This is a genomic window from Acinetobacter baylyi DSM 14961 = CIP 107474 (assembly GCF_000368685.1).
Taxonomy (GTDB): Bacteria; Pseudomonadota; Gammaproteobacteria; order Pseudomonadales; family Moraxellaceae; genus Acinetobacter; species Acinetobacter baylyi.
On sequence record NZ_KB849628.1, the window covers coordinates 456,132 to 482,481 of the forward strand.

The following is a 26,350-nucleotide window of genomic DNA, read 5'->3' on the forward strand; positions in this document are numbered from 1 at the left end:
TTATCCTTCACGACTGGTCGTGCATTTAGAAGCAGCTAAAGACTGTTTCCCAGAAAAGTGCAAGAACATGTCCTCAGACTGAGAGCTTTTTGTATGACGTACATGAGTTTGCGTAGATTGATGTTGGTTAAGCTGAAATTCCTGAAAAGTTTGTCGCGCTTCTAATTGAAAATAATTTTCCTCTAAAATCTGGTTGGCGATATGGGCAGAACGAAAAGCACCTAACCCCAGATCTGGTGTTCCTACACCATGATGATGCAAGTGCGTATTTTGAATATATATTTGTCCATGTGCCTCATAGTTTAATCTGTGAGACTGGTCTATCTGCCAATGACCTTGTGCATCTAAAGGAATTAAATGCTGCAACTTATTCAAGAAGTTACAGGTTGGATAACGATAACCTGTAGCCGCGATCACTGTATTTGCATTGAGGTTTAATGCGTACTGCTTTTGTGTCTGAAAAAACTTTAACTTAATCTGATTTTTATCTACTAATTCGGCATTTTCAAGCTGATGATGACCTGCCAGTGTGACATGTGTTTCGGTTTGACCAATACTACGATGATATAGTCGCTCATAAATATCACGGATGGTTTTGCTACTGATCCCTTTATATAAATGTGCCTGTTCATTTGGCAATTTATCTTTTAACCCTTTGGGAAGCTGGTGAAAATACGCCATGTAATCGGGGCTAAAGTTTTCTAGACCGAGCGGTGTATTTTCCATCGGGAAAAATCCAGGAGATCGTGTTAACCAATAAATATGAAATTTAGGTAATCCTGTTTCAGTCGATAGCTGTTGATCAAATAGATCGATAAATATTTCTGCGGCAGATTGACCAGAGCCAATCAACACCACATTTCCTGTTAGATTTTTTTCAGATTTATTCAAATATTGAGATGAATGTAGACAATTTTCACTTTGTTCAGCAATGAGTTGTAAGGGTTGCGGTAGTCTTGGAATAGTACCGACACCAAGCACTAATTTTCGGCATTGATGAACAGAAAGGCGTCCATGATGCTCTGTAATCAACTGAAAACCTTTTGAAATGGGTGCAATGTCCATCACACAATTACCAAATTCGATATTCCGAAGCTGTTTGATTACCCATTGGCAATAATGATTGTATTCCTTACGTGGAATATAAAGATTCTCACGAAAGTAAAACTTATAAAGACGCTGCTGATCTTTCAGATAATTTAAAAAACTAAATGGATTAGTGGGTTCAACCAAGCTCACCAAATCGGCCATAAATGGAACCTGCAACATGGCATTTGGCAATTGCAAACCCGAATGCCAGTCAAATCCTGCACGTTTATCAAAAAACCGATAATTGAGCTTCTCATGTTGATGAAGAAGTGCTGCAAGACTCAAGTTAAATGGCCCTAATCCCACACCAATAAAGTCAAGCATGTTCTGCCTCCAGTTCGCTTTGTTTAACGAATAATGGATTCTTTAAATCAACATAGATTGACTGTTGTGAGATATGTGCTTGTAATTCATCCAGCTCATACAGTCGAGTCATTAAGTTACCTTTATATGGGAAAGTTTCCTCATATAACAGCGTGTATAACAGTGGACTGTCTGGATATTTTTGGAATGCCTGCAATAAATAGGATTGCAATATTTCGATTAATTGATGCTCTGAAACCGCTCCAGATGCTCCAATGGCATTGATCAGGCCAAATAAGGTATTACCTATAAAGTAATAACGGAAACGCTCATCGACCAGAACCTGAGGACATACAGCCTGCCCGTCCGATTCTAATTTTGGGAAGCGTTGTAAAATCGAATCTGCACGCTCGCGAATATAATAAAAACCTTGGTTGTCTCTAAACCAAACTGTTTTGGGCCAATCCTCTTCAAGTTCAATTAATGTATTTTGCTGATGCGCTTCAAATGCCATACCAAACTCATGATACAACTCCATCAGTGGTAAAAAAGTTATTTCTAAAAATTGATCAAACCAGTTTAATGCAATGTCTGTTTCAGATTGGCCTGTTCGAGCAGAAATCGAGGCAAAAATCTCGTTAAAACGATTCTTCTCCTGCATAGGATGATCTTGACATAATGAGGCAATACAGGTGACATCGTCTTGTGTTCTAAAAGGATTTTCCCTTAAAATACAGATACTCTCATCAATAACGTCCCCGTTGATACTGATCGCAATCCATGCAGGATCACTCAGGGTTTGTAATCTTGAATGACGTTTTCTAAAGTCGGCAAGATAGTCATCATTCCATAATTGATAACTGAGCAACCCACGATGACATTCTTTATGAAGATTGACACGAACAGAATTGGTCACAGCAACACTCATAGATGTCTTAAACATCCAGGGTGCCTTTTCACTGTAGAGGGTACGAACCGATGTCGTTGCTTTAACTTCCCATCCTAAAGCGCCAAAATCAATCAATTTATGTTGATGTAAAAGCTGTTGATACCAGGTTTTATCTTTTAGATAACGTGCTTGCCAAGGATGCAAAGGAAGTAACGCGTACTCAGGAAACTCTTTAATTTTTGCGCGATGATAGTCATTAAAATAAGGTTGCAGATCATGATGGAATTGCACAGGAACTGGAATATTGTGTGCATTATCATGAGCGATATAATCAGGATGCACATATAAAAAATGCATTTTAAACGTACTTTGAGTTTCTGGTGAAAAAACCTTCCAGTCCTGCTGTACGAATCCTTGACGGCTTTTTGGAGAAGGATGCATGCTATGCCCAAGCACCAGCGCCTGTTCGCTATCAATAAAATTTTGCTTTAATGCAGTGATCCGATCCAGATCAGATTGTCTAAAATCCAGAAATTGAAATAAAGCACGACGGCTTTGTATCCAACATTCCAAAAGAGAGGACGCATCCAACGAAGGTTTTGACGGTTGATGAACGAGATTTTCCAGCAAATTTGCGGCTAAACTCGTGGCACTTATACTTATTTCTTTGCCATCACGTTCAACCCAAGGTAGATCAGCAAGTCGATGTCGCCCGACTTGGCTCCAGTAAGAAAGAGGCGCATAAATATGTGCTTCTAGTGCTTTTAAGTAAATACATATAAGTGGAGCATTCTTGCTTTTATACTGCTGTGAAGGTGTTTGTTTCGCAGAAGGAATATATAAGCCTTCACCTGTTTCTTGGAGATAGGCATTTAATAAATGCTGTAAGGCAATCTTATCTGTGATTAATTTCATCAACATTACTCTTTAAGAGAAAGTGCGAAAAGAATAATCACGGCAAAATACAAATGCAAATGATATTAATTATCATTAACAATAAAAAATAATTCTACGTACTCTACTTTACATTTTTCATTAAAAATTTGATGCTCTTCAAAAAAAACTTTAAAAAATTATCTTTTTTGTAACCTAAATTCCAGATTTACGCAGTTATTTGTAAATTTCTCTAAAAACTACCCACATCTTTGTTCTATCGATACCGTTCACATTCTTGAATCGTATTATGTTGGGTACGGGAAAGTCATTTAATAGTGTATTAAAAATTGAAGATACTCAACATCACCATGTCTGATTATTTTATTAGCCTCATTGTTGTCCAGCTTTATTGGCTTAAACTATTGATTATTGATGCAATTTACTATTAATTGAATCGAAATCACAAAATTCAGGCAATATCATTTGACTTTACTGTAACCTTATATCAAGCTGAGCTATATAACTAGCAGAAAATTAAATCTAAATTATCTATGAAACTAATTTTAACGATTACAACCAAATGTGATTATTCTAAATAAAAACAGAAAGTTAAAAAATTCTTTACACATATGAAAGATACATAAAATAAAGTGTGGCTTGAATGGATGGTACTTGAAGTGAGTAATGAATAAAAATTTTTCCTTAAATATAAAGCCCTTAACAAAGAGCTATATATTAAACAGGTACATCAATTCTAATGCATATCAGCTTGCTGATTAGAATTTTGATATTCATTTACTTTAAGATTGGGTTGATCGGCAAGTAATTTAATGAACGCAGGAATAGAGTCTGTAGTAAGCAGATATGGATTAAATTCATCCACATGATGCTGCTTAAAAAAATCTTTGATCTTCATGTTGATTGGTGCAAACTTCATGCTCCAACGTTCAAAGGATCGATTTTCCGATGGTTTCGAGAAAATAATTTCACAGTTATGATGTCTTTGATCTTTCAAAATCATATGATGAAATAATGACTCGACTTGATGTTTCTCACCTTCAAGATATTGTAAGAAGTAGCCATTGCCATAGTAAAGCACCCCTGTAATGTCATTAAGGGAATTAAAGTTAATGGCCTCTGTGAGAATATCCATTAAATCTTGTTTAATTTGACTATGTTCACTATTTGTCTTACTTGCATACATCAAGCCTATTAAGCTCATAGCAGTAACTCGAAAATCGATTTTGATTGTATATTTTGACATCCGAGTACAATTGTTACAACCACACTTTTATGAAAAACTGTGTGTTTTGTTAGAATGACTAAATTTTTACTTTCTGTGATCCAGGCAAGTAGCCAAAAAATATTTAATTTTGTAAAATTATAGCTTGTCGTTAAAGTATGACTGTTTAATGCAGAACCATGAAATTACTCTTCGAGACGAACATAGTAAAGAGTTTAAGATTATCAAAGTTCTAGATGTTCGCTTTGATGAAACTACAATTACAAACACCCACCAATGGTTATGGGTCTATGATCTTAGTGCCGAGTTTTTTCCATTTGAGTTATGGGATCAACTTGATCATGCAATTATTCATCAAAACATAAAATTAGATAATCAAGTTTTTGAAATTGTTAAAATTCTGAAGAAGAAAACAAAAGTTAGATATTCTTAATTAAATGGCCAGAGTAATTTGTTGCGTATCAAGTAAAGAATCCTCGACTGAAGGTATGCTTAGGCTTCACCTCATTTAATGAATGTCATATCAAAGACAACTGGCAAATCATAATGATAAGCGACAGCCAGAGCAATTTGGTCATACCCTATAAACACTTCAAACTCAGATTTAACATATTAAGGTAAAACAAAGAAATAAACCTAAGCATCACTTTGCTCAGTGTTTACTGTGACCATTGGTAAACAGACTTTTTAAATATGACCATGACACACATTACAATAATTTGAAGAGAATAAATGTACCTCAATAATATGTCGAAATTTAAACAATAGATGCTGAGGATGGCGAAAAATCAATTTGGTTCATTTTCACCATTCTGAGGAGTACAAAATTTAGTCTATCGAGAACAAGAGTTTCGTGCACAACCTAGTTTTTGGTTGAGACTTTAATGATGCTTCTTTTACTATAGTTTAACAAAAAGAAATTTCTATTATTAATCTAAACTTAAAAAACCGTCATTTAGACGGCCTTTGTTTCACATCAAAAATTAGAATGTAGTCATGTTTTTTTCCAAAAGCATACTCTAAGTTTGAATTCAGACTTAAATAAAAATGCAATAATAACTAGGATAAGTCCAACTACAATAAAAATTAGATCAAATCGGTAAAATAACAAAGAAAATGAAGATAATGCAAACAATATCAACAAGTAAAATATAAACACGCCTAGAGTCTCATCCATGTTCCCCCCAAAAAACACTTTTAGAATCAGGCTCATAAATTACGCTCTGTTTGAAGCTAAAACAAGATAACGAGATCATTGTATTTTGCGAATGATTTACAAATGTTAAACTAAAATTATGCTCATCACTATTAAGGAATTATTAAGACTGTTATATTCCTAAAAATCATTATTTTTTTATATACCTGTGGCATGGTTCTCTTTCAATCACCTAAGTGCCTCACTAATTAAACAATTGCTCATTGGGTTGAGTGATATCTGTGTTCGCGGGTTGCTCTTGGAGCATAACTATAAAAACTTCAATACTTGTTTTTCTTTATGAATGTTTTTAACAATATTCATATGATTCATGATATCTGTAAAAATAGAAAAGTAGATCGGCTCAAGTGCTTCTTATTAGTTACAGCATTAATATCTTTGAGCAAAGATTCTCGTATACTCACACTATATATTAGCTTAGTATTTAATCTTATTAAGTCTATAAACTGCTAAAGATATATTTCTAATACAGCGATTGAGATAGGTTATTTCATGATAATATTGATTTAGCTGCTCCTTTTAGTTAAGTCGCGCCAGATAGACCTTAACTGCACTTTTGTCTATTCTGCGAGTTTCAATATATGTTTGAGACACTCAACACCATTAGCTAAACAAACGAACAAGTTAAGAAACACTTCTTCTGCATCTTGTTCACTTTGAAGTATAATTCCCATAACTCATCAAATGTTTTCATGAGTATCGTCAATACCAAACGGTATATTGTTTCGATATCCTGAGTTTCATATTGCTGGACTTCTTAAAAGTTTAATACAGTCATAAAATTGATATTACTACACGTTGCTAAGCGTCCAGAATTAGCAGAAACGATAATCGCATGTATTGAAAACTTATTTCGGTTGCACTGCCTTCATTGTAGATCATGAAGAATCATAACCAACCAGAGTCAGTTTTAGGTAAAAACAGCGTTGTAATGATGATCGTTTTTTAGACCTATTCACATAAAAATAGGACTAAGTCTTTTCAAAATAGTACTAAAAAAACTAGGGTATCAAGCTAGCTCTTCGCTGCTGATTTAAGATTATGTACTGGTAGAAATTTCCAGACTCAAGCTGCGGACTTTCATGATGTCAAAAAGGTATTAAAAAATAAAAGTGGAAAACTAATTTTCCACTTTCAAATTAAATATAAAGGATTATATTTAACCTATATTTTAGTACTTAAGTTTAAACATTATTTGGTTTAAGCGTATAAAAGCTATCCTTTTGTTTAGAAAGTAAATTAATAAATTCAGGAATATTATCAATTGACAACGTATATGGATTAAATTCATCAATATTATATTCAGAGAAAAAATTAACTATATCCTTGTGGAAAATAGCATATTTCATATGCCATTTAGAAAATAATTTATCTGTGATGTCTTCACAGTACATTAATTCACAATTTTCATGACGAGGATCACTTAAGATTTTGTTATGAAAAAGATCATTAATTTTGATTTTGTTACCTTCAAGACACTGAACGAAATAGCCATTTCCATAATAGAGTGCACCACAAATAGAATTTGGGGTATTAAAGTTTAATGCTTCAGTTAAAATATTAAATAATTCATTCATTGGATTATCGCATTCTTTTAACTTACTCACATACAGCATTCTTGCATCGCTCATACTTGTCTCGATATATAATAATTTAAAAAAATTAAAACAATACAAATACTTGCTGAAGGGATTTGCAATTTTAATCCATTAAAGAATACTCTAAACATCTTTTATAGGTAATGACTTAAATGGAAAATTTTCTTTTTTTTAATAAATTTAACAAATATTGATTTAGGGTTTCCCGTAGCAAGTTTAATAATATTTTAAATAAAATCAAATACTTGATAATTTATTTTTATGTTTATTAACTGTTTTTATAAGTTATTGATTATCATTTAAAAAATACAAGGTGAAAGCCAACCAACATTTCTATTGCAAATTGATACATATTTTCTCTATTTGAGTGAGTACATATCTGTCCGTTTTACATTCATTTCTAATCATTGAATTTGAACTGTAAAAACCTTCTTTAAAAAGGGCTCTTTGCTGTAAACCATATTTTTAATTTAATCTGGAATGATTTTATTGCGTAAAGTTGTACGTAAGTCCTTATTCAGCCATCATAAAAAAAGTATTGATGGACTTCAAATGAAACATTTATTCCCTAAACTTCTATACAATAAAGCTGTATTGAAAGCTGATTTCGCCCGCGCTGCTCTCACCTCATCGCCACCCGTTCGGAGCTAATCACAGAGCATAACCGAATTGCCAAGTTACATCCTTTTGCAGTCACCGAAAATCACTTAACCCAGCAATTCCAAAAGTATCGGGATTTGTCTGAAGTGTATGAGCATCTTGAACCAAGACAGCGACCATCATTTCATGATTTGCGAGCACAGAGTGTTTACAACATTACCCAAAAATATGGCAAGGCATATGCGCAGGCATTGGCTGGCCATGTAACCGTAAAATGACAGATCATTATATTTCTGTCTATGAAGAACCGAAGCCAACTAGGGTGAGTTTTAGGTAATAACAGCGTCTTACAACTGATGTTTTTTTAGACTTATCCACTTTAAGACAAGACTGAGTTCCTCAAAGTACCTACTAAAACAAAAAACCCACCTGATGAGGGGAGGTTTAAGTTACTGATTTAACATTATCTTGGTAGGCATATCCAGACTCGAACTGGAAACCTCTACGATGTCAACGTAGTGTTTAAGCTTATAATTCAGCTATTTAAGAAGTATGGGTGTCAAATTGGTGTCGATAAATTTATGTAAGGAGAAGTTTCATATCTAAAAGGTAGAGAGAATAATGATCTAATTGTTATTGAGCTATATTTATACCTGTTTTAAAAAATAATTAAAAGCTTAATTTAAAGTTGATGATTTTTTAATAGATTAAATAAAAAACCACCCGAAGGTGGTTTGTGGTTTGTGGTTTGAGTATTACATACAAAGAATAAATTACTGCATTTTAATCAATAGCATATATTTTCATCTCGATCAACTTTGTCATGGAAACGACAAAAATGAAGAGAAAGTTTAAATGTGAATAAGTAAGAAAAAAATTGATTTAACGACTTAATATGTCGTTCAATACTAATAAGTTTTCTTGGTATTGAAAAAGTTTTATCTAATGAAACAACATAACCTTTTTCGTCGGGAGCATAACTGCCTTTTGAATCTATAGGTAGATAGAAAAGATTAGTAACTCTGTATTTTTTAATGTCCTCAGTAAGATTTTTTATTTTTTCTTCAGATGCACCACTGGATAGTAGTATATTCTCAATTTTTTGCATATCAAATAGAGGAGCTAATAAACAGTCCATTGGTAAATCTCTGGGATTATTAACATCAATATCACAAGTATTACTTAAAATTATGCATCTTGGAACAACGTGAGTGGTGTATTTATTATCACTAAAGTATGGAAAGGGAATATCACTAACAATATCCCCTTGTAAAAAAAAATCATTTTTAAATGAACTAAATGGATCTTGAGTTATTTTTCCATTTTTAATAAAATTTTTTAATGCTACTTCTAATTTTTTTCGAGTTTCATCAGTTAAATAACCTGGCAGTAGTTGAGAAAAATCATCAGTAGCATCCACATTTTTTTCCTGTAAATTTAAAATAACTCTAAAATATTGTCAGATAAAATCTTAGCAAACTCGGGATCAAGTGGCTTTGACTCATAGGACAGTTTTTCAAAAAAATCCATCATTAAGTCATCCAATAAAGCTTCCCCGTGGTTTGTGGCATAAGATACCGCAGAAAAAGTTTCTGGCGTTTTACTCAAATCCACGTAATGTGTTTTTGGAAATATCTCAGATGAATCCTTAAAACTCAAGTGGTTAGACTGACTAATTACAGATGAGCTGCTTAGAAAAGCGGTCACCAACATAACTCCAGTTAGAGTAGGTGGAATAGATTTTTGTATATTCAAATTAGTCATTAGCATCCCCTTTTATTATAAATAGTTCTATATATTGAATCTACTTTATCGTGAATAATATCAAGAACACGAATAAATTCATGCTCTGCATCATTTGGATTCTGTATTCCGCTATTATTAATTACATCAATAATAAGCAAAGTTCCATTTAAGTCTGTTATTTTTCCAGTAACATCACTGATATTCCTAAGTTCTACATGAGAAGCAATATCTGTCATGATTATAAAATTATCTTCGTGCAATTCTGTTTTTAATGCTAGTTTTGCATCGTCTTGCAACGCAGTTTCACCAATTTTCAGAGTAAAATTTAAATCATTCAACGACAAATCATTTCTAATCAAATTAGTGTATTTTAAAGAATACCTCTGTATTTGATCCAAAGGATTTTTAGACTTTAAAATATTTAAAATTTGTAAAGGTAGTTCTTTAAAGATATTCCATCCTTCATATTGACCATCCAGAGCATTCTTCAATATTACAATAGATCCATCTGCAACTAACAATGAAAATGAAGAATAGTTAATTTTGTAAGAAGGTGTGTAATAAAAATCATTTTGCTGTAATTTTAAATCGTTAGGAATCTGCAATCCATCAGCATGAATGATACTTAAGTGATCGGAAAATACTTGATTAATAGCTATCAATAATTCTGTTGCAAAATTGAGTTTAGGTAAAAACCTAACTTCAAAGATGGCTTCAATTAATGGATTCAACAGTAATTTCCTTACAATTCAATAACATTTGCGCTGAATATAGTCAAATTCATAACCAACAAGACTCGAAATTTAAATCAATACATACAATAACACCCAGTAGGTATGTATCTGGGTGTATTGTTATAATATCGCTTAGTATACTTATGTGCAATATCTCAAATATTTTTTAATTTTAAAAAATGTCAAGACTTGTAATTCTCAACTGCGTTAAATATTGTCGCTTAATGATAAAAACCACCCGAAGGTGGTAAATATCACTTTTTAGGAAAATATTTGTTCTGATATTCCTCACGGTCCACATCAAAAACATTTGCCCAGTTTTCTGCATGGCAACGCGCTACATGAGCCAGTTTCTTAATATCTCCATGTTTATCCGCCTTTTCCTCTATGATTTTGCACATCACATTCAACTGCTCGGCAACGTCACTGGCGTAGGACATTATCTCAATCATGTGCTTGAGATCAGCTTCTAGCACGGCGATAGGTTCTTTCATGACGATATTCATTTGGATGCTCCTTGTTGTTGCTCAAGGTACGCATGTCCAACAACTCCTAACCGTTCTTTTGCCTGTTCTGCCAGTTGCAGCATTTCTTTGAGATACTCAACACAATTGGCTGAGCAATCGAGTAAGTTTAAAAATACCTCGGCCTCTTGCTCACTTTGTAATGTAGATTCCAAGAGTTCATCAAATGATCTTGTGAGTGTCGCCAATGTCATACGGCGCATTATGCCGACCTCATCGGTTTCATATGCCTGGATTTCTTCAAAGCTTAATAATGCAGTGAAGTTGATATTGTTCTGTAGTTGAGTCATACTATTCATCGTTGATATTCCTTAATGTTGACAATCCAAAGCCCTTTGTTTTCGACGACTCAAGGGCTTTTTTATTGCCTGAATTAAACATGGTTGTTACCTAATAGTTTGGAAAGTCGGGTTAAGCCTTTTGGGGTGACTCTCACCTGCTCTGTGATTTTGTTTGAACCATCACCACGCGTTACTTCTGTCACTTTATGTTCTAAAAAGCCCGCCTGTACTTTGTCTTGATAACCGACATAGTGAGCTGAACCAGTACGCTTATAGATCCACTGCTTTTGAGACAGAAAAGAAATAAAATCTTTAGGACGCATTTGTAAGGCTTTAGCTGCATCAGTTAAACATAGACTTCCATTTGCAGTTGCAATTCGATCAAAAGCATCAATAGTCGGCTGCATGACTTCAACTTTATGCTCCAGTTCAACCATTTTTTCGGAGTACCCAAGTAATAACCCACGTAAAATATTTGGGTCAGACAGTGCCTGCATAGGATCAACAGGTTTTGCAACTTGGGCTTCAAGCTCTTGCCAACGGTCTACCAAACGAGCCGTGAATTCAGGGCAAAGTTGAGCAACTACGATAATGCTGTCTCGTTTGCCTTGTTCGCCAGTGAATTTGTATACAGTAGTGTTCTGCTTACGCCCGATTGAGTTTAAAAATGACGTTTCCACCATTGGGGGAAGCGTTATAACCCCTTTTTCTGCAAGACGTTCAATAGATTGTTTTACTTTATCAGGACGTGATTGAACCAATTCGGAAATTTCTAAACTATTGATAGATTGTGTTTGCAAAGGTGCAATTGCATTCATGTTCTTACTTCCTTACTTTGATTAACCAGTAACTCAACTGCTTTATTTATTAAATAATTCATTGAGCGTTCTTCTTGTTGCCCTTTCGCTTTTAACTTTTGATGTAGCTCAATGTTGAGGCGAACTTTTACGTCTACTGTCTTTACTTTTTTCATTATTGCTCCAATTTAGAACCACCGTGGTTCATATGAATTAAATTTAAACCACCGTGGTTCTATTGTCAATACCACCGTGATCTATAAAATAAGATTAATTTTTTATGGTTTATCCCTATGAGCAGAGAAGATCCACAGTTAAAAGTACGCCTTCCCCAAGAGCTAAAAGACAAAATTACTGAATCTGCTTCGAATTTAGGTAGATCCATTAACGCTGATGTGGTTGCTAGACTCGAAGAATCATTTCAAAGTTTTACATCAAATAAAATTGATTTTGCACATGGATATCTAATTGCTTTTCTACGTGCTCAAGCCGCTATTTATCACGCTGCAATTATGGACTTAGGCAACGCATTTCAAAAAGAACCATTCCCAGATCTACTGCATGAACAGACTAGATATAAAATTCTATTCAATGAGATCAATAAATTAATAAAAAGCCTTGAAGAAAAATTGTTGCCTTTTGATAGTGCAGATAATAAAGATGCGATTTTAGAATTATTAAATAATCCTAAAAATCTAGAAGAATAAGTTACATTCATAGAAAAAGCCTCATCGTGGGTGATGAGGCTAGTATGGGTTTGTTTTTCAAAGCTTAAAAGGAAATTGAACTATTTCTTAAATTCCGAAGTAATTAATAACCAAAATTTTCCGGAAATATTTTACTTAACTTTTTTCCATATTTTTTACATCTTCATAAGCTAAATAGCTTAGAGCATCTATAATACTAAGCTCGGTAACATCATCCGCACCATCAAACACCATTTGATCTAATATCTTTCTTCTGATGGGTTCTACGCTTTTTCTTAATGTATCCTCACCATACTCACCTTTCTTATATAAAACTGAGCAGATTATGGCATTTGTTATTTTTATATTTTCAGCTAACTCAAGAATTTTTAAATCCATATATGGCAATAGCTTATATGATGCCCAATTTAATAAATCTTTTTTAGATAAAGATTTGTTTTTTTCATTAAATCCGAGTTTTTCTCTAATTTGAGCCAATATTTTTTTAAACTCTCCAAATATAACGTGATCTGGATAATAAGGATTTATAGTAATTGGATAATCATATTGTTTCACATGAAATTTAAAGTGAGACTTCAAAATATCCATAACTGGGGAAAATGGCTTATCTTCTCCTGTATATTTTAATTTTATTCCACTATTTTTAATCATTAGTTGGATACTTTCAAACTCATCTTCATACAATTCATTCACAGGTAAATGCTTGTACATAAAATTATAATGATCAGAACTTGAAATCTCTAAATCTATTATTTCATTATTATCTTTTTTATATTTTACAAACAAATCCAAACTCAAAGGCTTTTCTAAATGAGATGCAACTATTAAGGTCATTGCTTCTTGTTCTTCTGTATCTGTTAATTTATTCGTCCCGATCCAATTAGAAAGACCATTTTCTAAAATATCATGTAATAAGAATCTAGACTGTATCAAGAAAAACCACTCAAAAGCAGATAGCTTGTCCATATCATTGTACTTATTGATATCGAAAACTTTTGGTAAATCATCCGTATTTTTTATTAGCTTTCTCAAAGTGATTGAACTCGACAATATGACTCGTAAAACTATACCCCAACTTGCCCGACTTGTGGGGTAGAATTTAAGGGTAAGGTGTTGTATTGTTTGGGGGATTTTCTAGGTAAAAGAAAACCCACCGAAGTGGGTCTAACCAAAATACTAAGACTTAATGAACAAACGTATAACAGCGACCATCTACCATGTAAAAATTGTCATAATAATATCTCTCAAAACCCTGATACCAGCTTGAATTTCATGAGATATCTATAGATCCAAAATTTTTAATTCATCTCTTGATTCTCGCATTTAGTATCAATTAACTGATCTAAAGGAACAAGACCGCATTTTTCGTTACCAACCCAGTAAGCATGTTTCCAAAAATGATATTCATCAAATTCACCATGCTTTTGAGGACCAGCGCCAAAACCAAACTTTGTTAAATGAACCTGATTTTTCACCGAATCAGGGAATATGGTATCAGCTGCTCTTACCATATTAAACCATCCACCAGACGTTCGATCTGTAAAAGATTTAATCGTAGTTAAATACGTGTCAATCCAAATAAGCAGGCTACCTCTTGGTACTGAATCGAATGCAGTTGATTCAGAAAGTTCTCTATATGGATCTAAAGACAAGTTATAAAATTGTACGCTTTGATTTTTTCTTAAAATAGGTACTACATTACTCTCAACATCTTTAAGTGATGCTGCAGCCCCCATGTAAACAATATTTTTATAGTTTAAGTTTGGTTTCCTCATCAGAATATTATTCGCTACCATAGTACCCATACTATGCCCAATAAGGGTAACTTCAGGTTTAGATGAATCTCTATCGACTTTATCCAAAAATTTTTCTAAAGCAGTTTTTGCATCTCGCTTTCTGATAAAAGCAGAGTCTTTAGTAATTAATAATTCAGTTCTACGAGAGAGTGAATCCCATGTGCCATGACCAAAGCCATCAACCAAAGGTGCCGTTACAAACTTAATCGGGTTCGCAAGGGATGATATATTTTTAAAATTCAATCCTCTTGTTTCACCCGTTGTATGAATATGTAGTTTTTCACTTTCGGGCATCATCTCAAGATTTGCCCTATTAGTGTAATACGCTTTTTCTTCTTTACTCTCAATGCGAATAGGTACTGAGGATTGAGCTAAAAGAGCTTCTGTCGTTGCTCTTGGCGCATGTGCTACGCTACGAGCTGTATCCTCTATAAAAATAAATGGAGATGTTAAAGGCCCTAATACAGGTCTTCTTTCTCCACCTCTTATAAAAAATAAGTGATCAAGATAATTAGTATAAGGACCTGCCTGCCACCCGACTAAGACGATGTAATTTTCTTCATCATCATAATTACTCAAAATTTGGTTCGCTTTTCCAGTAGCATTTTGAAAAGTATTTAATCCTCCATGAATGAACATCGTGATTTTAGGTTTACCTGATTTTTGATAATCTTCAAATATATTGTTAACATATAAATTGACATCTTTGATCACTTTTTTTGAATATGGATCAATTAAATCTCCATTTTTATTAATATATATCAAGTGGCTTTTAAGCTTATCCTTATCAACTTTAGAGTATTTATTTTTATCAATCGGGATAGACGAACAAGCACCCAACAATAAAAATAATGTGAATAGTAAAATAATTTTCATATTTCTCCCCCGATTATAAATGTTATTTAATAGTAGCCTTGCTTCTAATATCTAAAATATTCATATATTAAAGAAGGGTAAAAGGCATAACTTATAAATTATGCTTAAATATTTATATTGTCTATAGCTATGATTTTATTTATTAAATCTTACCTAATATCTATATTTATCTAACCTCATATTCGGGCCAATTATTTATCAATTTCTATATAATTGGGTAAACAATGTCAAATCTAGTAAACTTAATCCTTGGATTTAAGTCGTGGGGGATAAAGTGGAGAATCATGAAATTATTCTTCAAGATGAACATCACCAACAGTTTAAGATTGTCAAGGTTCAAGATGTTCGTTTTGATGAGGTAACAATCGCGAATACCCACCAATGGTTATGGGTATATGACCATAGTGCCGAGTTTTTCCCGTTCGAGTTATGGGATCAGCTTGATAATGCAAGTGTTCATCAAAAGATCAAATTGGGTAATCAAGTTTTTAAAGTTATTAAGATTTTAACCAAAAAAACTAAAATTAGGTATTCATGAACTGACTAGGTGAGTGTGTGAATTGTTTGATACATTTTTAAAATATGAATGATTAAAAACACTTCATTATTTAAATTCAGCCTACTAATCTTGATTGTATAGATGTAAGAAAAATTTTATCAAAATTGCCAATCACATCTAATTCCAACCCATTAGAATAAAGTTTTCCTTCACAACTTGTTCACATTACAATCAACGTATAATTCATAAATATTTGAATAAAATCATCTTATATTATTCTGCACACTTCTTCTTACATCTAAAAGATCGACAACTCAACACTTTTACATGAACATCTTACCAATTCTAAATAAGAAGGAATTTATATGATTTCATGGCTATTTGTTAGTTTAGTGATCACAATTTTGTTAACGCCAGGGCCTACTAATACGCTCCTAGCCTCTTCAGGTATTGAATCTGGAATTCGTAAATCTCTTAAACTGATTCCAGCCGAAGCATTCGGTTATCTTATTGCAATCTCAGTTTGGGGATTTTTAATTGATTCGATTGCAGATAAGTTCCCAGTGATTCCGCCAATCATGAAATTACTGAGTGCAACTTACATTATTTTTTTAGCTCTCAAGCTTTGGAAGACATCTACCATTGATGCAGACTTAAATCAGCCGTCTATCACTGTTAAGGCTTTATTCTGTGCAACTTTACTTAATCCTAAAGCATTGCTATTTGCTTCAGCTATCTTCCCTGCAGCAAGTTGGACATCATCACATAGTTATTTGATGCACATGGGTACATTTCTAAGCCTAATTCTCCCTATTGCAACTTTCTGGATTTTCATTGGTTCGGTTTTAGTTTCTAATCGTATTTCTTGGCTAAATCAGAAAAACCTTAAACGTACTGCTTCAATTGTACTCATTAGTTTCTCGATGCCATTAAGCTATTCAGCTCTTACTTCATTTTAAAATTTATAAGCCCTCACTATGAACTGCACCCCGAAAGTTGGACACTTAGTCTAATTTAAAGGGTGCTTTTCCTTAAGCTTCACTCACTTTAACTGCAGTCACACCAGAAAGTACAGGCAGATCATAACGATGCTGTGCAGGCTGAGAAGTTTGGCCATACCACATAAATGCCTCAAAATCTGACTCGGCATAGAGCGCAAAGCAAACCATGTCTGACTGGTTCCCTCCCAGACATACCAGTTTACCTGTTCTTTGATCACGCCCCACCACAAAACAAACATGACCACCGCCCTGTCTGGTTTTTACTGCTACACAACCATAGGCAGGTTTTTTAAGTTTGGTACCATACGCGATATCGATATAAGCAAGTGCTCGGAACCAGTTTTTTGGGTATTTCACACCAGCGGTCTGTAAACAATGCGCGACAAATGTGCCACACCACGGCGTTTCATCGTCTGTCCACCATGCCTTCAATGCTTTCAGCCAACCCACGATCGTTAAGTTATGTTTTGGGCCTTTGATTTCTCTCAGACCAATATGCTTGCGAGCTTCCGCAATCCAGCCTAATTCAGGAAATTGACTCATTTTACTTTTCTCCAGATAAAAAAAAGCCCACAGAAAGTGAGCACGAGATAATTTTGTGATTATTTGAAGATCGACCTGAATGTTTCCCTGACTTCGAGAACAATTTCAGCAAGTGATTTACCCTTCATTAACTGCACGGCTTGATAAACAATACCGATACAGAGCATGCCGAATACCGCAAAGATCAGCATGACAAAGCCTTGGGCCATATGGGAGTACATGCCCAGCTCGTAGTATTCGATGAAAGCAGATCCACCGTACAGACTGATTGAAACGCTAAAGGCGAACTTCATAATCACACCTGGTGTAATCTTGATTCTTCCTTGTGTATCAATATCGCCAGAAAGGGTTAATGCAAAAATGGCCCCAACGATTGCAGCAAGAATTTTTAAAAGCCATGGTAGGCTTTTAAGTGAAATCGGATCATTCATATAATTTGTTCCCATGTTTATCTCCTTTTTCAAGGCAATAAAAAACCGCCAGTATTGGCGGCTTCGTTGTTGAAGTACTGCTAATCGCTTGTTGTAACGTTAATCTGATTTGAATAGTTCCACGTTGCCTGTTTCCATTTGTCACGTGCAGCCACACGAATATAGTAGTTGGTCGTTGTATCCAGTCCTGTAATCGTCGTTGCTGTTTCAGCTCCAGACCATTTTGGCTGAATAGTCTCAGGATTAAAGCCAGCAGTCTTACTCAGCCAGATTGCGTAATCTTTCAGATCAGGTGCATCCGAAGGATCCCAATTTACTGTGATTGAATTTGCTCCTGCAGAAGCATGGACATTGCTAAGTTGTGCTGGTACGGGATTACTAATATTTAATTCAGTGAAGCTACTCATCTTATCGTTGGCATAAGAAGCCACTCGAATGGTATAAGCGCGTTGAATGCCATCAATGTTAGCCTCTTCAATTGAATATGAATAATCTACGTTCATGGTTTCAACTTCACGAAGCTTCACACCGTTGGACCAGACTTGAACAATGTATTTTGCAGCACCCTGTACCTGCTGCCACTGTATCTTAAATGATGTGCCAATAAATGGAGATTGAAGTGATAAACCTAATACACTCGCCGGTAGTCCACCATTAAGCGTGTATGTATACGCTGCTACTTCATCCAGTCCCTGCTCTTTGGCTTGTAGTCCATTAAAGCTGGTGAATTTTAAGTAGATCGGTTTACCAATTAAGTTTTTATTCAATGTATACCGAAAAATTGCTTTGTCGAGTCGCACAAAGTTTTCACCTGCAGCATGTGCTATCGGATCCTGAAAGCGTCCACGGATTACATTAGATAACTCATACAAATCAGAGCCAAGCAATGTTGCATCAACATAGTTGGCATATTCATCGCCGATCCTGAAAAGTGTTGCATCTGCCTGTGCATCCAGCACTGTGCCTGAGAACATCTGATTATTAGATGTATTCAACTGTACTTTGAGTGCTGTTGAATTAGCATTAATCCCATCTACCAAATTGCCGTATCGTGCTGATCCATAGATTGTGCCAATGCTTTCATAAGTCGCATTATCAAAACTAGCCCATACATTACAACCACCCCAATCCGAACCGCCTGCTACGGCAATCCAAAGCTGATTATCACCATTGGTCAAATCGAGTGGTGGCTCAAATACAACTGGTGCAAACACATCGCCTGGTTCTTCACTCCCCCCTTGATAGCCATCGGCAGACTGTAAGTCATATTCGATTGCTGAGCGTGTACCTACGGCCAACTCTTCTGCAGACACATCCAGATAGCCGTCCGCATCTTCCTCGATTGCAGTGATACGAACAGGAAACTGATTCAATCCCAATGAATGATCAGTCAAAGTCACTATATCCATCGGCTCTAAGCGACAATGATTCCAACCAAGCCGAAATTGATAGGTATTACGAACATACAATAAGCGTTGTAAACGTAGCTGAGCAGCATGACGCGCTATTTTTGGTACGCAAAAGAAATTGAGCTTTACGCTGTCTTCAGTACGTAAGCCAAACATCTCAATATTCGCTTGATCCTTTGCTTCAACCGTTTCTGTATTGTATTGATTATGACGATTCACATACTCGAGCTGAACATGATTAAAAGCATCAGTATCACGACTTCGTTGTACGCGAACAGGTTCATTATCATCCATAAAATCATCATCAGTTAGATGCGCGACGGGCGTTAGATCTGGCATAAAAGTCACGCCATTACCCGTAATTGCAGCATCACCATAGGTTTTGATTTTAAGGCCTTCAACGCTCGGAACGATTGCACAATTCACCGCTTCCACAATCTCATTAATGATTTCATGTGCGGGACGCTGCTCTGTGATTGCAGGGCTAATTAAAAGATTGGCAGCTGCACAGTAAGTTCTGAACTCGGCTAGATTATCAATTTCTATGTCAGGTGCAGCACCATATAATGGATTAGTAATTAGGTCCTGAATGACATCCGCAGGATTCGCATCATGCACCGTTTCTGATAACGTGATATCTGAAACAACTTCAAAGCTATGATTGGCAAGGCTTGCGCTATCACCCATATCATAATTTGAAGCAGCCACAAAAGCGGTAAATGGATAGTTTAATGCTTGATCTGGATGATAGGTCTGTAAATATCCCCATTTGGGATTATTGTCACCGTCAAAGAATTCAAACCCGAGTTGATCAATCGGTGAGAAAGTTATACCGCTTTCAATTTTATCGATAATCTGTTCTTTATCTTTCCAGATTAAACCGATCTTTCTGACTTTATTGGCACACAAACCAAGCATGAGCGATGCAGAGTAGGTATAAGTTGTATTCTGGGTTTTGACTTTGCCGCCTTTACCACCTGACTTGGTTGTCGTTGTATGTGCATTTGCTTTGAAATCTGCATACCAAAACATATTTGCAGAGATACGGTTTTTTCCATATACCAAGTATTGCGGCACGCCATACGCCGAGGTTTGAACACGCATCGAATTGATACGTGTATCTGAAGTGCTGATTGTCGGACTTTTAAATAATCCACTCATTTTTACAGCCCCTTAATACGATAAAACCCGACGATTCGCTGGGCTAAACTTCCTTTTGTGCCATCCGAGAGAATGACACCTTGCTTTAAATAAGCATGCACCATCATGGGCCACTCGGTGATAATGCCCGCATGACTGATACATTTTCCAAAATGATAGAGCACGATATCGCCTGGTTGCGGCTCATCAACTTTGTAGAAGAATTGCTCTACCCAATAGAGATATCGTTGCTCCATCTGGTGAAGGTGCCAATCAGGCGGATAAGGCCGTGGATCGACATAAGGCATCATTCCAAGCTTATGAAACACTTCGAGAATGATCATACCGCAGTCTGTGCCGACACCTTTGACACGACCTTGATGGTGGTATGGTGTACCGAGCCATGTCAGAGCTTCTTGAACAGCAAGTTGATTTTTTTGCATTGAATCACCTTGTTTTGGCAATAAAAAAGCCCAAACTGCGGCTTATGATTAAACAAATGTATGTCTATTCGATTTGATCAAGCTCAGTTTCTTTTGAAGTCACATAGATTAAATATTCTTCTTCACTTACAGTTTCGACTGTATGAATGGTTGATAGCACATTACCGTCTGACACTTCAAAAATACCAATTAAATCACCAGTGTCTTTGTCAGTGACTTTAAGATATTGACCGTTTTCTATTGTGTAATCGCTCATGCCGCTAACCCTCCATCAGTAATTGTCCAGCCATTCGCGATCAAACTTGCACGAGCCGTTGTCGCAGTTGAATTGTATTTTAAATTCGCTGCACCTAAAATTTTTGCAGTTGCACGTGCAGCCCATGCGCTTTGACGAGTTGTACCAACATCAGTCCATAATGCGTTTAAAAATGCACTGTAGTTCGCTGCTGAGATCCCACTGTTATCTAAGAAGTTTGCTAAATTTACGTTGATATTAAACTTCGCGCACCAAACAGATAAGTCTTGATTATATGAAGTCGCGCCATTGAACATATTGCTCATATCCGTGACTTTAGATATGTTCCAGTTGCTAATGTCTTGATTGAACGCTGTCGCCTGCTGAAACATATAAGGCATATTAGTAGCAGATGATACATTCCACATCGATAATGGTTGGTTAAACTTGGAGTTTAACCAGAACACCCCACCGAACTCAGTTCCCTTAGAAACATCCCAATTCGACAATGATTTATTGAATGAGGTCTCTCTGAACACAGACCCGAACGATGTACAGCTTGATAGATTCCAGGTATTCACATCTTGATCAAATAGTGTTGCACCGTAGAATATTCCGTTAATCGATGTCGCTTTAGACATATTCCAGTTTGAAACGGGTTTATTAAATGATTTAGCATTTTTGAACATGCCTGTGAAATCATTCACATTACTAACATTCCAATTGTTTAAGTCTTGATTAAATACCAATGCACTATCGAACATATTTGTCATATTCGAAACGTTAGAAACATTCCAAGACCCAATATCTTGATTGAACGATGTGGCGCCTCTAAACATATTTGTCGTCAAAAAAGCCTTGGACATATTCCAGTTCGACAGCGGTTTATTGAAAGATGTCGCATTCATAAACATCGCAGTAAAATCTGTAGCTGTTGCAACATTCCAAGACCCAATATCTTGATTAAACGATGTGGAACCCGCAAACATTCCATAAAAACTAATAGATTTTGAAACATTCCAATTCAATAGTGGTTTATTAAATGAAGTTGCACCTGAAAAACATTGTCTAAACACGTTTGTGTTCGATACATCCCAGCTACCGATTTCTTGATTGAACTTAATATTATTAAAGAACGTAGCTTGCATATTTGTGACGGGATTAACATTCCATTTCGTCAAATCATATCTAATCTTGCGATTATTTGAGAACATCCCGTTTAGACTGCCCACAAAATATGGCCGACTTGAATAATCGATTAATGCTTCGGTGTCTTCGGTACCGCCTGCAACACAAATATCTCCTACAAAGTATTCCATCGTAATAAATGCGAATGGCTTATTATCATCAACTGTGACTTCTAGATAGATCCATGTTGAATTTGGTAACGTCACTGTTGTTGAATCGATAACTGGAATGACATTCGGTACAGTATTCTGGATTACGCCAGCACTTAATAACCCTGTGAATTTACCCCCCACTATTTTCAAAGGATGACTAGCAATAACAGTAGTTCCATGCATCCAGAACCCAGTTTTGCGATAATCACCGTTTTTGATAACTTTCAGATTAGAGACACCAGCTTGCGGGAATACTCGTTTTGTTGTATCGACACTGTCGGGTGTCGTGATGATAAAGGTTTGGCTCATTTAATTTACTCCTATGCTAACCATTGCGAATCTAGATACGCTATACGTGCAGTGATATATCGATAAATCTGCTCGATGTTCGGGTAATCATTCCCAGTGAAATCTGTAGCTAGGCCCCATTTCGCTTTATCTGCGACATAAACCTCTCGCGGTATATCCTTTGCGACATTTCTATAGGTATTAACCACTTTTTCTGTGGTTAAACTTTTCTCATTTCTGAATTTAGTCCACATGGCTTTGATTTCATTTGAGTAAACTGTTCTAAACGTCTGCCAAATATCTACATTAATTAAAAAACCAGTTTGCGTGGCTCCAGAATTCCTATACCAGTTCAACGTCAGATCCATGTCATACGGTAAGATTGACCAATGCACACCATCCCAGGTAAAGATATTGTAGTTATTACCATCGATATCCCAGTGTCCTGTGAGTTCAGCGAGGATATAGAAAAGCACCCAGTGAGGCAGATTTAAAACAGTTGCATGATTGGCATAATTTGCGGATAAACCTTTGGTGAAATTAAAAAGATTATCTATCGCTGCTTGAACCGTGGGAAATGTCGCTGGAATAGGACCCTGGTCACTATAACCTTTCATCTTCGGAGATTTGATTTCCCATTGCGCATAATTAAATGATGTATTTAATCTCGCTCTATATTCAGCGTTATCTAAAAAAATGTGGTTTAAATCGGCATTATTTAAAGTATAGTTTTCACGTGTTTTTTTCAAACGAAGTGTATATAGACCGTGAAAAGTATCATTCAAATAAATTTCAACGGGAAAGCCATGGGGATAATATTTCGCATCAAAAGTAAATTCTGCTTTATCGCTACGAGTCGTTGATTGCGCATAAACAGAATTATTTATTTTGCAGTACGGATAATCCAGTGTTTCAGCTAAGCTTTTCCAAAATCGGTAACCCGCTTGATCTCGCGTATGTGTCGGATCTCGATAAAACGCTTTCAGATGAAAACTACTTGAAGAGATCATGTCCCCAAACTTGACACCTAATTCCTCGCCATTTGAATTATATAAATCAAATGTATAACCCTTTTTAAAGTCATTTGCAGAGCTTGCCCCTTGCACAAACATCTCTACGTTACATTTGAGATATTGCTCAGTCTCAGTGGGGTTGCAAAATAATACGGTTCCTTTGGTTCCTATTTGCCCAGTGATATCTGTTGGAAAATTCAAAGCTTCGACTTTGAGACGCATATATCCCTGACGCGTAACGTTTACTTTAGTCTTTGTTGTCAATTTAGCTGAGGCATTCTGCTCTAATACACTCAATACCGAGTTGATAGTGTCTACTTGGAGATTTGAACTTGATAAATATGGAATATCAACAGTCCCATCTTTAAAAATCGCAAATAAAATATTCCCTGATAAATCAGAAATTTTTAACAGATACGGATTTGAAATGCCGCTTGAATCTTCTAAACCGAGCTGTAAAGGTGCTTGCGGTGTATTTAATAAATCACTATAGCCTATATTAAAATTACCACTGATCATGCCATCACGACCGATTTTGAGTAGCGTATTTTTAGAAGCATCGGATACGATAAATAGGTTTTCAGGATCTGTAGTAACGTTACCCAACAAGCTCAAGAGAGAAACTAAACTATGATAAGTGGTGTCGGATGGTTTAACAGTATCAGTATATTCTTGTGTTAAATTTAAATGCGTATAGCCCGATCGATCAATTGCTAATAATCGATTGCCAGCATTATCAGTAACAACTAATAAAAATTCTGGATCATTGGTAACGACATTAAAGTATTTTTTAAATAACTGATCTGTGTAGTCTTTTGATTGCTTTACTGAGTCATAAGGACTCTTAGTCAAGCTCGTCGCATCTGCAGTAGCCTTGTAATAATCACCACCATCAGTTTCACTCAAAACTGAAACTTTGGTATTTAAAGCAATATTGGCAATATCTGCATTTGCTGTTGCTAAAGTCGGATAAGTTTTGATGGCACCATTTTGAAAAGATGAAAGTGCATTTTCGACATACACCTGATCAGCTTTAGGCGCTACGGCTTCAACCACTTCTGTTTTTGCAGCAAGCGTCTTGATATGGTCAATTAACTGAGCTTGTGCTTCTTTGTATTGATTTTCAGTCACAGTTGGTGAATTGAACTGACTTGCATCTGGTAAAGTCATTTATCTTATCCTCAAAACAAAAAACCTCGCAAATGCGAGGCTTGGATTCAAAAATATAATTAATTAAACGGCGGTTTCAGGCACTGGCACGAAAGGCTCCCCACGAAACCGTTCAAGATTATTAAAGCGGATACTGCAGGTATCCATGGTCTTATCACAACCAGGATAAACCTTGATGGCTTCACCTATTTCAGGCATTTGTGTCAATGGCAAGGTCAAAAGCAATGATCCATTTTCATGAAGTCGAATCGTACGTTTGAGGCTTGCATTTAAGCCAGCAGTAAATTCCACCACCCCTTGTGTAAAATAGCCTTGAGGTTTGGCAATGGTGCATACAATACGGCTCAAAGTTGAATCATCTTCAACAGTTGCAAATACAGCATGTTCTTCACGATTCAAACTACAGCGTATATCAAACAAAGTGTTTTTACATGAAGGTTGATACAAGTCGCGCGGCATTTGTACGCTCAAAACATCAAGATCAGGCTTGACTGAAAACTGCAACGCTGTACGAGTAAAATCAGGCTCAACAATCAATCCATCAAACAACTTAATCGTACCAGCACTGGTATCAAACGGATGTTCAGGATCCATAAAGACTCTTTCGAGTTTAAATCTTGCGCCATCCAACTGACCGTTGTGAACAGCTTGAAGAAACGGCAAAGAATCGAGCATCACATCATCATTGATACTCACTGTTACGCTTAAGCTATCTAGCTCGATGCCAATTTTATAGCTTAAGCTGTCTCGCTCAATAATAGGCCCGTTGAACAAATATGCTTTTCCATCAACGATTAATGAATAATCATAATTGGTATAGCGATATTCATTACCCTGTATCGTGGTTATTGTATAAAGTTCTGCAATGACAAACTGATTAGATTCAAGCAATGCAGCCATTTTGTCTGATACTTGTCTCATATCTTATTTCCTAGCGAACCAATCATTTCAACTTTAGATGCTTTCCAAAGCTTAGCCATAAAGTGCGTATACTCCTGAGCATCATCTTTAAAACGACATCGATAATAGAATGTACCTGAAATAGTAATTGATTCACCCATTGCTAAAAGCCTATTAAAAACAACACGACCATCATTCGTGATTTGATAAAAGTCGTTTGACCACATCAATCTTTGATCATCGGTGCTCCACATCAGTGTTTGGTCATTTGCATTCCACATCAACACTTTGCCAAGTGATTCTGTATGCAAAATAGGGATCTTTAAATTATAGGCTTGTTTATAAAGCTGGAATGTTGTTGTAGCTCCATCACCTACAAACGTACATTCAAAATTGTGATCTTCAGGCATCTTAAAAAGAAAAGAATCAAATGAACCACGACGCTCAAGAAAGAAACTTTCCAGACGTTGTAACTCTTGTCGTCCTTTACTCTCTCTTAAGAAAGCAAAGGACATGCTGATTTCATATTTTGGTATAGCTTGAAAACTAGCACGAAGTTCTCGGCCGTTTATTGATTGCATAATCTTAGTATTAAATACAGGAGTTTTTCTAAGATCCCACTCTAATCCTGGCAATTCAGGAAACAATACATCTGACATGGTT

At 35.6% G+C, this 26,350-nt stretch carries 25 protein-coding genes and 1 pseudogene; 4 read left to right on the forward strand and 22 right to left on the reverse strand.

Annotated elements, in window-relative coordinates; translation table 11 throughout:
- The 3 genes from F952_RS11495 to F952_RS11505 form a co-directional block, all read right to left on the reverse strand.
- Entirely contained in the window at positions 1 to 1,413 is a 1,413-nt protein-coding gene (locus tag F952_RS11495; RefSeq protein ID WP_004927620.1) for a lysine N(6)-hydroxylase/L-ornithine N(5)-oxygenase family protein, read from the reverse strand.
- Complete coding sequence (locus F952_RS11500; RefSeq protein ID WP_004927622.1) at positions 1,406 to 3,196, reverse strand: IucA/IucC family protein; 1,791 nt, start codon at positions 3,194 to 3,196, stop codon at positions 1,406 to 1,408. The genes F952_RS11495 and F952_RS11500 overlap by 8 nt, the downstream gene beginning before the upstream one ends.
- Positions 3,197 to 3,911: 715 nt before the next feature.
- On the reverse strand, positions 3,912 to 4,379 hold the full coding sequence (locus F952_RS11505) for a BLUF domain-containing protein (protein WP_004927624.1): 468 nt from the start codon (positions 4,377 to 4,379) through the stop codon (positions 3,912 to 3,914).
- Between the two features lie 190 nt (positions 4,380 to 4,569).
- Here F952_RS11505 and F952_RS11510 point away from each other — a divergent pair, with 190 nt between their 5' ends.
- Positions 4,570 to 4,833, forward strand: coding sequence for a hypothetical protein (locus F952_RS11510; protein WP_004927626.1), 264 nt, complete (start codon positions 4,570 to 4,572; stop codon positions 4,831 to 4,833).
- Between the two features lie 1,967 nt (positions 4,834 to 6,800).
- Here F952_RS11510 and F952_RS11515 read toward each other — a convergent pair.
- From F952_RS11515 to F952_RS16885, 8 genes are all read right to left on the reverse strand, one after another.
- Positions 6,801 to 7,247, reverse strand: coding sequence for a BLUF domain-containing protein (locus tag F952_RS11515; protein WP_004927632.1), 447 nt, complete (start codon positions 7,245 to 7,247; stop codon positions 6,801 to 6,803).
- Positions 7,248 to 8,601: 1,354 nt separating this feature from the next.
- Positions 8,602 to 9,234 carry a hypothetical protein gene (locus F952_RS11520; RefSeq protein ID WP_004927633.1) on the reverse strand — a complete coding sequence of 211 codons (633 nt, stop codon included), beginning with the start codon at positions 9,232 to 9,234 and terminating at the stop codon, positions 8,602 to 8,604.
- A 17-nt stretch (positions 9,235 to 9,251) separates the two neighbouring features.
- Positions 9,252 to 9,578, reverse strand: coding sequence for a hypothetical protein (locus F952_RS11525; protein WP_004927635.1), 327 nt, complete (start codon positions 9,576 to 9,578; stop codon positions 9,252 to 9,254).
- Positions 9,578 to 10,291, reverse strand: coding sequence for a TIGR04255 family protein (locus tag F952_RS11530; protein WP_004927637.1), 714 nt, complete (start codon positions 10,289 to 10,291; stop codon positions 9,578 to 9,580). The genes F952_RS11525 and F952_RS11530 overlap by 1 nt, the downstream gene beginning before the upstream one ends.
- A 257-nt stretch (positions 10,292 to 10,548) precedes the next feature.
- Complete coding sequence (locus tag F952_RS11535; protein WP_004927639.1) at positions 10,549 to 10,800, reverse strand: hypothetical protein; 252 nt, start codon at positions 10,798 to 10,800, stop codon at positions 10,549 to 10,551.
- Complete coding sequence (locus F952_RS11540; protein WP_004927641.1) at positions 10,797 to 11,117, reverse strand: hypothetical protein; 321 nt, start codon at positions 11,115 to 11,117, stop codon at positions 10,797 to 10,799. The genes F952_RS11535 and F952_RS11540 overlap by 4 nt, the downstream gene beginning before the upstream one ends.
- A 74-nt stretch (positions 11,118 to 11,191) precedes the next feature.
- Positions 11,192 to 11,917 carry a phage antirepressor KilAC domain-containing protein gene (locus tag F952_RS11545; protein ID WP_004927643.1) on the reverse strand — a complete coding sequence of 242 codons (726 nt, stop codon included), beginning with the start codon at positions 11,915 to 11,917 and terminating at the stop codon, positions 11,192 to 11,194.
- A complete protein-coding gene (locus F952_RS16885) occupies positions 11,914 to 12,072 on the reverse strand; it encodes a toxin-antitoxin system HicB family antitoxin (RefSeq protein WP_004927647.1) in 159 nt (52 codons plus the stop codon). Before F952_RS16885 ends, F952_RS11545 begins: the two co-directional genes overlap by 4 nt.
- 117 nt (positions 12,073 to 12,189) lie before the next feature.
- On the opposite strand from F952_RS16885, the gene F952_RS11550 reads away from it, so the two are divergent.
- On the forward strand, positions 12,190 to 12,603 hold the full coding sequence (locus F952_RS11550) for an Arc family DNA-binding protein (RefSeq protein WP_004927650.1): 414 nt from the start codon (positions 12,190 to 12,192) through the stop codon (positions 12,601 to 12,603).
- Positions 12,604 to 12,738: 135 nt separating this feature from the next.
- On the opposite strand, the gene F952_RS11555 is transcribed toward F952_RS11550, so the two are convergent.
- On the reverse strand, positions 12,739 to 13,653 hold the full coding sequence (locus tag F952_RS11555; protein ID WP_011182437.1) for a DUF6387 family protein: 915 nt from the start codon (positions 13,651 to 13,653) through the stop codon (positions 12,739 to 12,741).
- Positions 13,654 to 13,901: 248 nt separating this feature from the next.
- Positions 13,902 to 15,275 carry an alpha/beta hydrolase gene (locus tag F952_RS11560; protein WP_004927654.1) on the reverse strand — a complete coding sequence of 458 codons (1,374 nt, stop codon included), beginning with the start codon at positions 15,273 to 15,275 and terminating at the stop codon, positions 13,902 to 13,904.
- Positions 15,276 to 15,549: 274 nt separating this feature from the next.
- On the opposite strand from F952_RS11560, the gene F952_RS11565 reads away from it, so the two are divergent.
- Together F952_RS11565 and F952_RS11570 are read left to right on the forward strand one after the other, a co-directional pair.
- Positions 15,550 to 15,813 carry a hypothetical protein gene (locus tag F952_RS11565; RefSeq protein WP_026056850.1) on the forward strand — a complete coding sequence of 88 codons (264 nt, stop codon included), beginning with the start codon at positions 15,550 to 15,552 and terminating at the stop codon, positions 15,811 to 15,813.
- Positions 15,814 to 16,139: 326 nt separating this feature from the next.
- Positions 16,140 to 16,733, forward strand: coding sequence for a LysE family translocator (locus tag F952_RS11570; protein ID WP_004927658.1), 594 nt, complete (start codon positions 16,140 to 16,142; stop codon positions 16,731 to 16,733).
- A gap of 72 nt (positions 16,734 to 16,805) precedes the next feature.
- Here the strand turns inward: F952_RS11570 and F952_RS11575 are convergent.
- The 9 genes and pseudogenes from F952_RS11575 to F952_RS11615 form a co-directional block, all read right to left on the reverse strand.
- Positions 16,806 to 17,303 (reverse strand): annotated as a pseudogene (locus F952_RS11575) (NlpC/P60 family protein); the annotation flags it as partial.
- Between the two features lie 74 nt (positions 17,304 to 17,377).
- On the reverse strand, positions 17,378 to 17,749 hold the full coding sequence (locus F952_RS11580) for a hypothetical protein (RefSeq protein ID WP_026056851.1): 372 nt from the start codon (positions 17,747 to 17,749) through the stop codon (positions 17,378 to 17,380).
- Between the two features lie 80 nt (positions 17,750 to 17,829).
- Positions 17,830 to 20,319 (reverse strand): phage tail protein, encoded by a 2,490-nt coding sequence (locus F952_RS11585; RefSeq protein WP_004927665.1) that lies wholly within the window; start codon positions 20,317 to 20,319, stop codon positions 17,830 to 17,832.
- A 2-nt stretch (positions 20,320 to 20,321) separates the two neighbouring features.
- Positions 20,322 to 20,741: an NlpC/P60 family protein gene (locus F952_RS11590; RefSeq protein ID WP_004927667.1), complete on the reverse strand. Its 420-nt coding sequence runs from the start codon at positions 20,739 to 20,741 to the stop codon at positions 20,322 to 20,324.
- A gap of 64 nt (positions 20,742 to 20,805) precedes the next feature.
- The gene (locus tag F952_RS11595) at positions 20,806 to 20,997 is read right to left on the reverse strand and encodes a hypothetical protein (protein ID WP_004927669.1); all 192 of its coding nucleotides are present in this window, start codon (positions 20,995 to 20,997) and stop codon (positions 20,806 to 20,808) included.
- On the reverse strand, positions 20,994 to 22,625 hold the full coding sequence (locus tag F952_RS11600; protein ID WP_004927671.1) for a BspA family leucine-rich repeat surface protein: 1,632 nt from the start codon (positions 22,623 to 22,625) through the stop codon (positions 20,994 to 20,996). Before F952_RS11600 ends, F952_RS11595 begins: the two co-directional genes overlap by 4 nt.
- Before the next feature lie 11 nt (positions 22,626 to 22,636).
- A complete protein-coding gene (locus F952_RS11605) occupies positions 22,637 to 24,787 on the reverse strand; it encodes a CotH kinase family protein (RefSeq protein ID WP_004927674.1) in 2,151 nt (716 codons plus the stop codon).
- Between the two features lie 63 nt (positions 24,788 to 24,850).
- Positions 24,851 to 25,708 carry a DUF2163 domain-containing protein gene (locus tag F952_RS11610; RefSeq protein ID WP_004927679.1) on the reverse strand — a complete coding sequence of 286 codons (858 nt, stop codon included), beginning with the start codon at positions 25,706 to 25,708 and terminating at the stop codon, positions 24,851 to 24,853.
- Positions 25,705 to 26,346 carry a DUF2460 domain-containing protein gene (locus tag F952_RS11615; protein WP_004927683.1) on the reverse strand — a complete coding sequence of 214 codons (642 nt, stop codon included), beginning with the start codon at positions 26,344 to 26,346 and terminating at the stop codon, positions 25,705 to 25,707. Before F952_RS11615 ends, F952_RS11610 begins: the two co-directional genes overlap by 4 nt.
- Positions 26,347 to 26,350: the final 4 nt, after the last annotated feature.

Excerpts from the sequence above, each read along its gene's own strand:
- F952_RS11505 (WP_004927624.1), bottom strand. The coding sequence starts at position 4,379 with ATGAGCTTAATAGGCTTGATGTATGCAAGTAAGACAAATAGTGAACAT.
- F952_RS11605 (WP_004927674.1), bottom strand. The coding sequence starts at position 24,787 with ATGACTTTACCAGATGCAAGTCAGTTCAATTCACCAACTGTGACTGAA.
- F952_RS11595 (WP_004927669.1), bottom strand. The coding sequence starts at position 20,997 with ATGAGCGATTACACAATAGAAAACGGTCAATATCTTAAAGTCACTGAC.
- F952_RS11560 (WP_004927654.1), bottom strand. The coding sequence starts at position 15,275 with ATGAAAATTATTTTACTATTCACATTATTTTTATTGTTGGGTGCTTGT.
- F952_RS11495 (WP_004927620.1), bottom strand. The coding sequence starts at position 1,413 with ATGCTTGACTTTATTGGTGTGGGATTAGGGCCATTTAACTTGAGTCTT.
- F952_RS11540 (WP_004927641.1), bottom strand. The coding sequence starts at position 11,117 with ATGAATAGTATGACTCAACTACAGAACAATATCAACTTCACTGCATTA.
- F952_RS11580 (WP_026056851.1), bottom strand. The coding sequence starts at position 17,749 with ATGAATGATCCGATTTCACTTAAAAGCCTACCATGGCTTTTAAAAATT.
- F952_RS11585 (WP_004927665.1), bottom strand. The coding sequence starts at position 20,319 with ATGAGTGGATTATTTAAAAGTCCGACAATCAGCACTTCAGATACACGT.
- F952_RS11525 (WP_004927635.1), bottom strand. The coding sequence starts at position 9,578 with ATGACTAATTTGAATATACAAAAATCTATTCCACCTACTCTAACTGGA.
- F952_RS11570 (WP_004927658.1), top strand. The coding sequence starts at position 16,140 with ATGATTTCATGGCTATTTGTTAGTTTAGTGATCACAATTTTGTTAACG.
- F952_RS11590 (WP_004927667.1), bottom strand. The coding sequence starts at position 20,741 with ATGCAAAAAAATCAACTTGCTGTTCAAGAAGCTCTGACATGGCTCGGT.
- F952_RS11545 (WP_004927643.1), bottom strand. The coding sequence starts at position 11,917 with ATGAATGCAATTGCACCTTTGCAAACACAATCTATCAATAGTTTAGAA.
- F952_RS11600 (WP_004927671.1), bottom strand. The coding sequence starts at position 22,625 with ATGAGCCAAACCTTTATCATCACGACACCCGACAGTGTCGATACAACA.
- F952_RS11535 (WP_004927639.1), bottom strand. The coding sequence starts at position 10,800 with ATGAATATCGTCATGAAAGAACCTATCGCCGTGCTAGAAGCTGATCTC.
- F952_RS11500 (WP_004927622.1), bottom strand. The coding sequence starts at position 3,196 with ATGAAATTAATCACAGATAAGATTGCCTTACAGCATTTATTAAATGCC.
- F952_RS11515 (WP_004927632.1), bottom strand. The coding sequence starts at position 7,247 with ATGAGCGATGCAAGAATGCTGTATGTGAGTAAGTTAAAAGAATGCGAT.
- F952_RS11550 (WP_004927650.1), top strand. The coding sequence starts at position 12,190 with ATGAGCAGAGAAGATCCACAGTTAAAAGTACGCCTTCCCCAAGAGCTA.
- F952_RS16885 (WP_004927647.1), bottom strand. The coding sequence starts at position 12,072 with ATGAAAAAAGTAAAGACAGTAGACGTAAAAGTTCGCCTCAACATTGAG.
- F952_RS11610 (WP_004927679.1), bottom strand. The coding sequence starts at position 25,708 with ATGAGACAAGTATCAGACAAAATGGCTGCATTGCTTGAATCTAATCAG.
- F952_RS11510 (WP_004927626.1), top strand. The coding sequence starts at position 4,570 with ATGCAGAACCATGAAATTACTCTTCGAGACGAACATAGTAAAGAGTTT.
- F952_RS11615 (WP_004927683.1), bottom strand. The coding sequence starts at position 26,346 with ATGTCAGATGTATTGTTTCCTGAATTGCCAGGATTAGAGTGGGATCTT.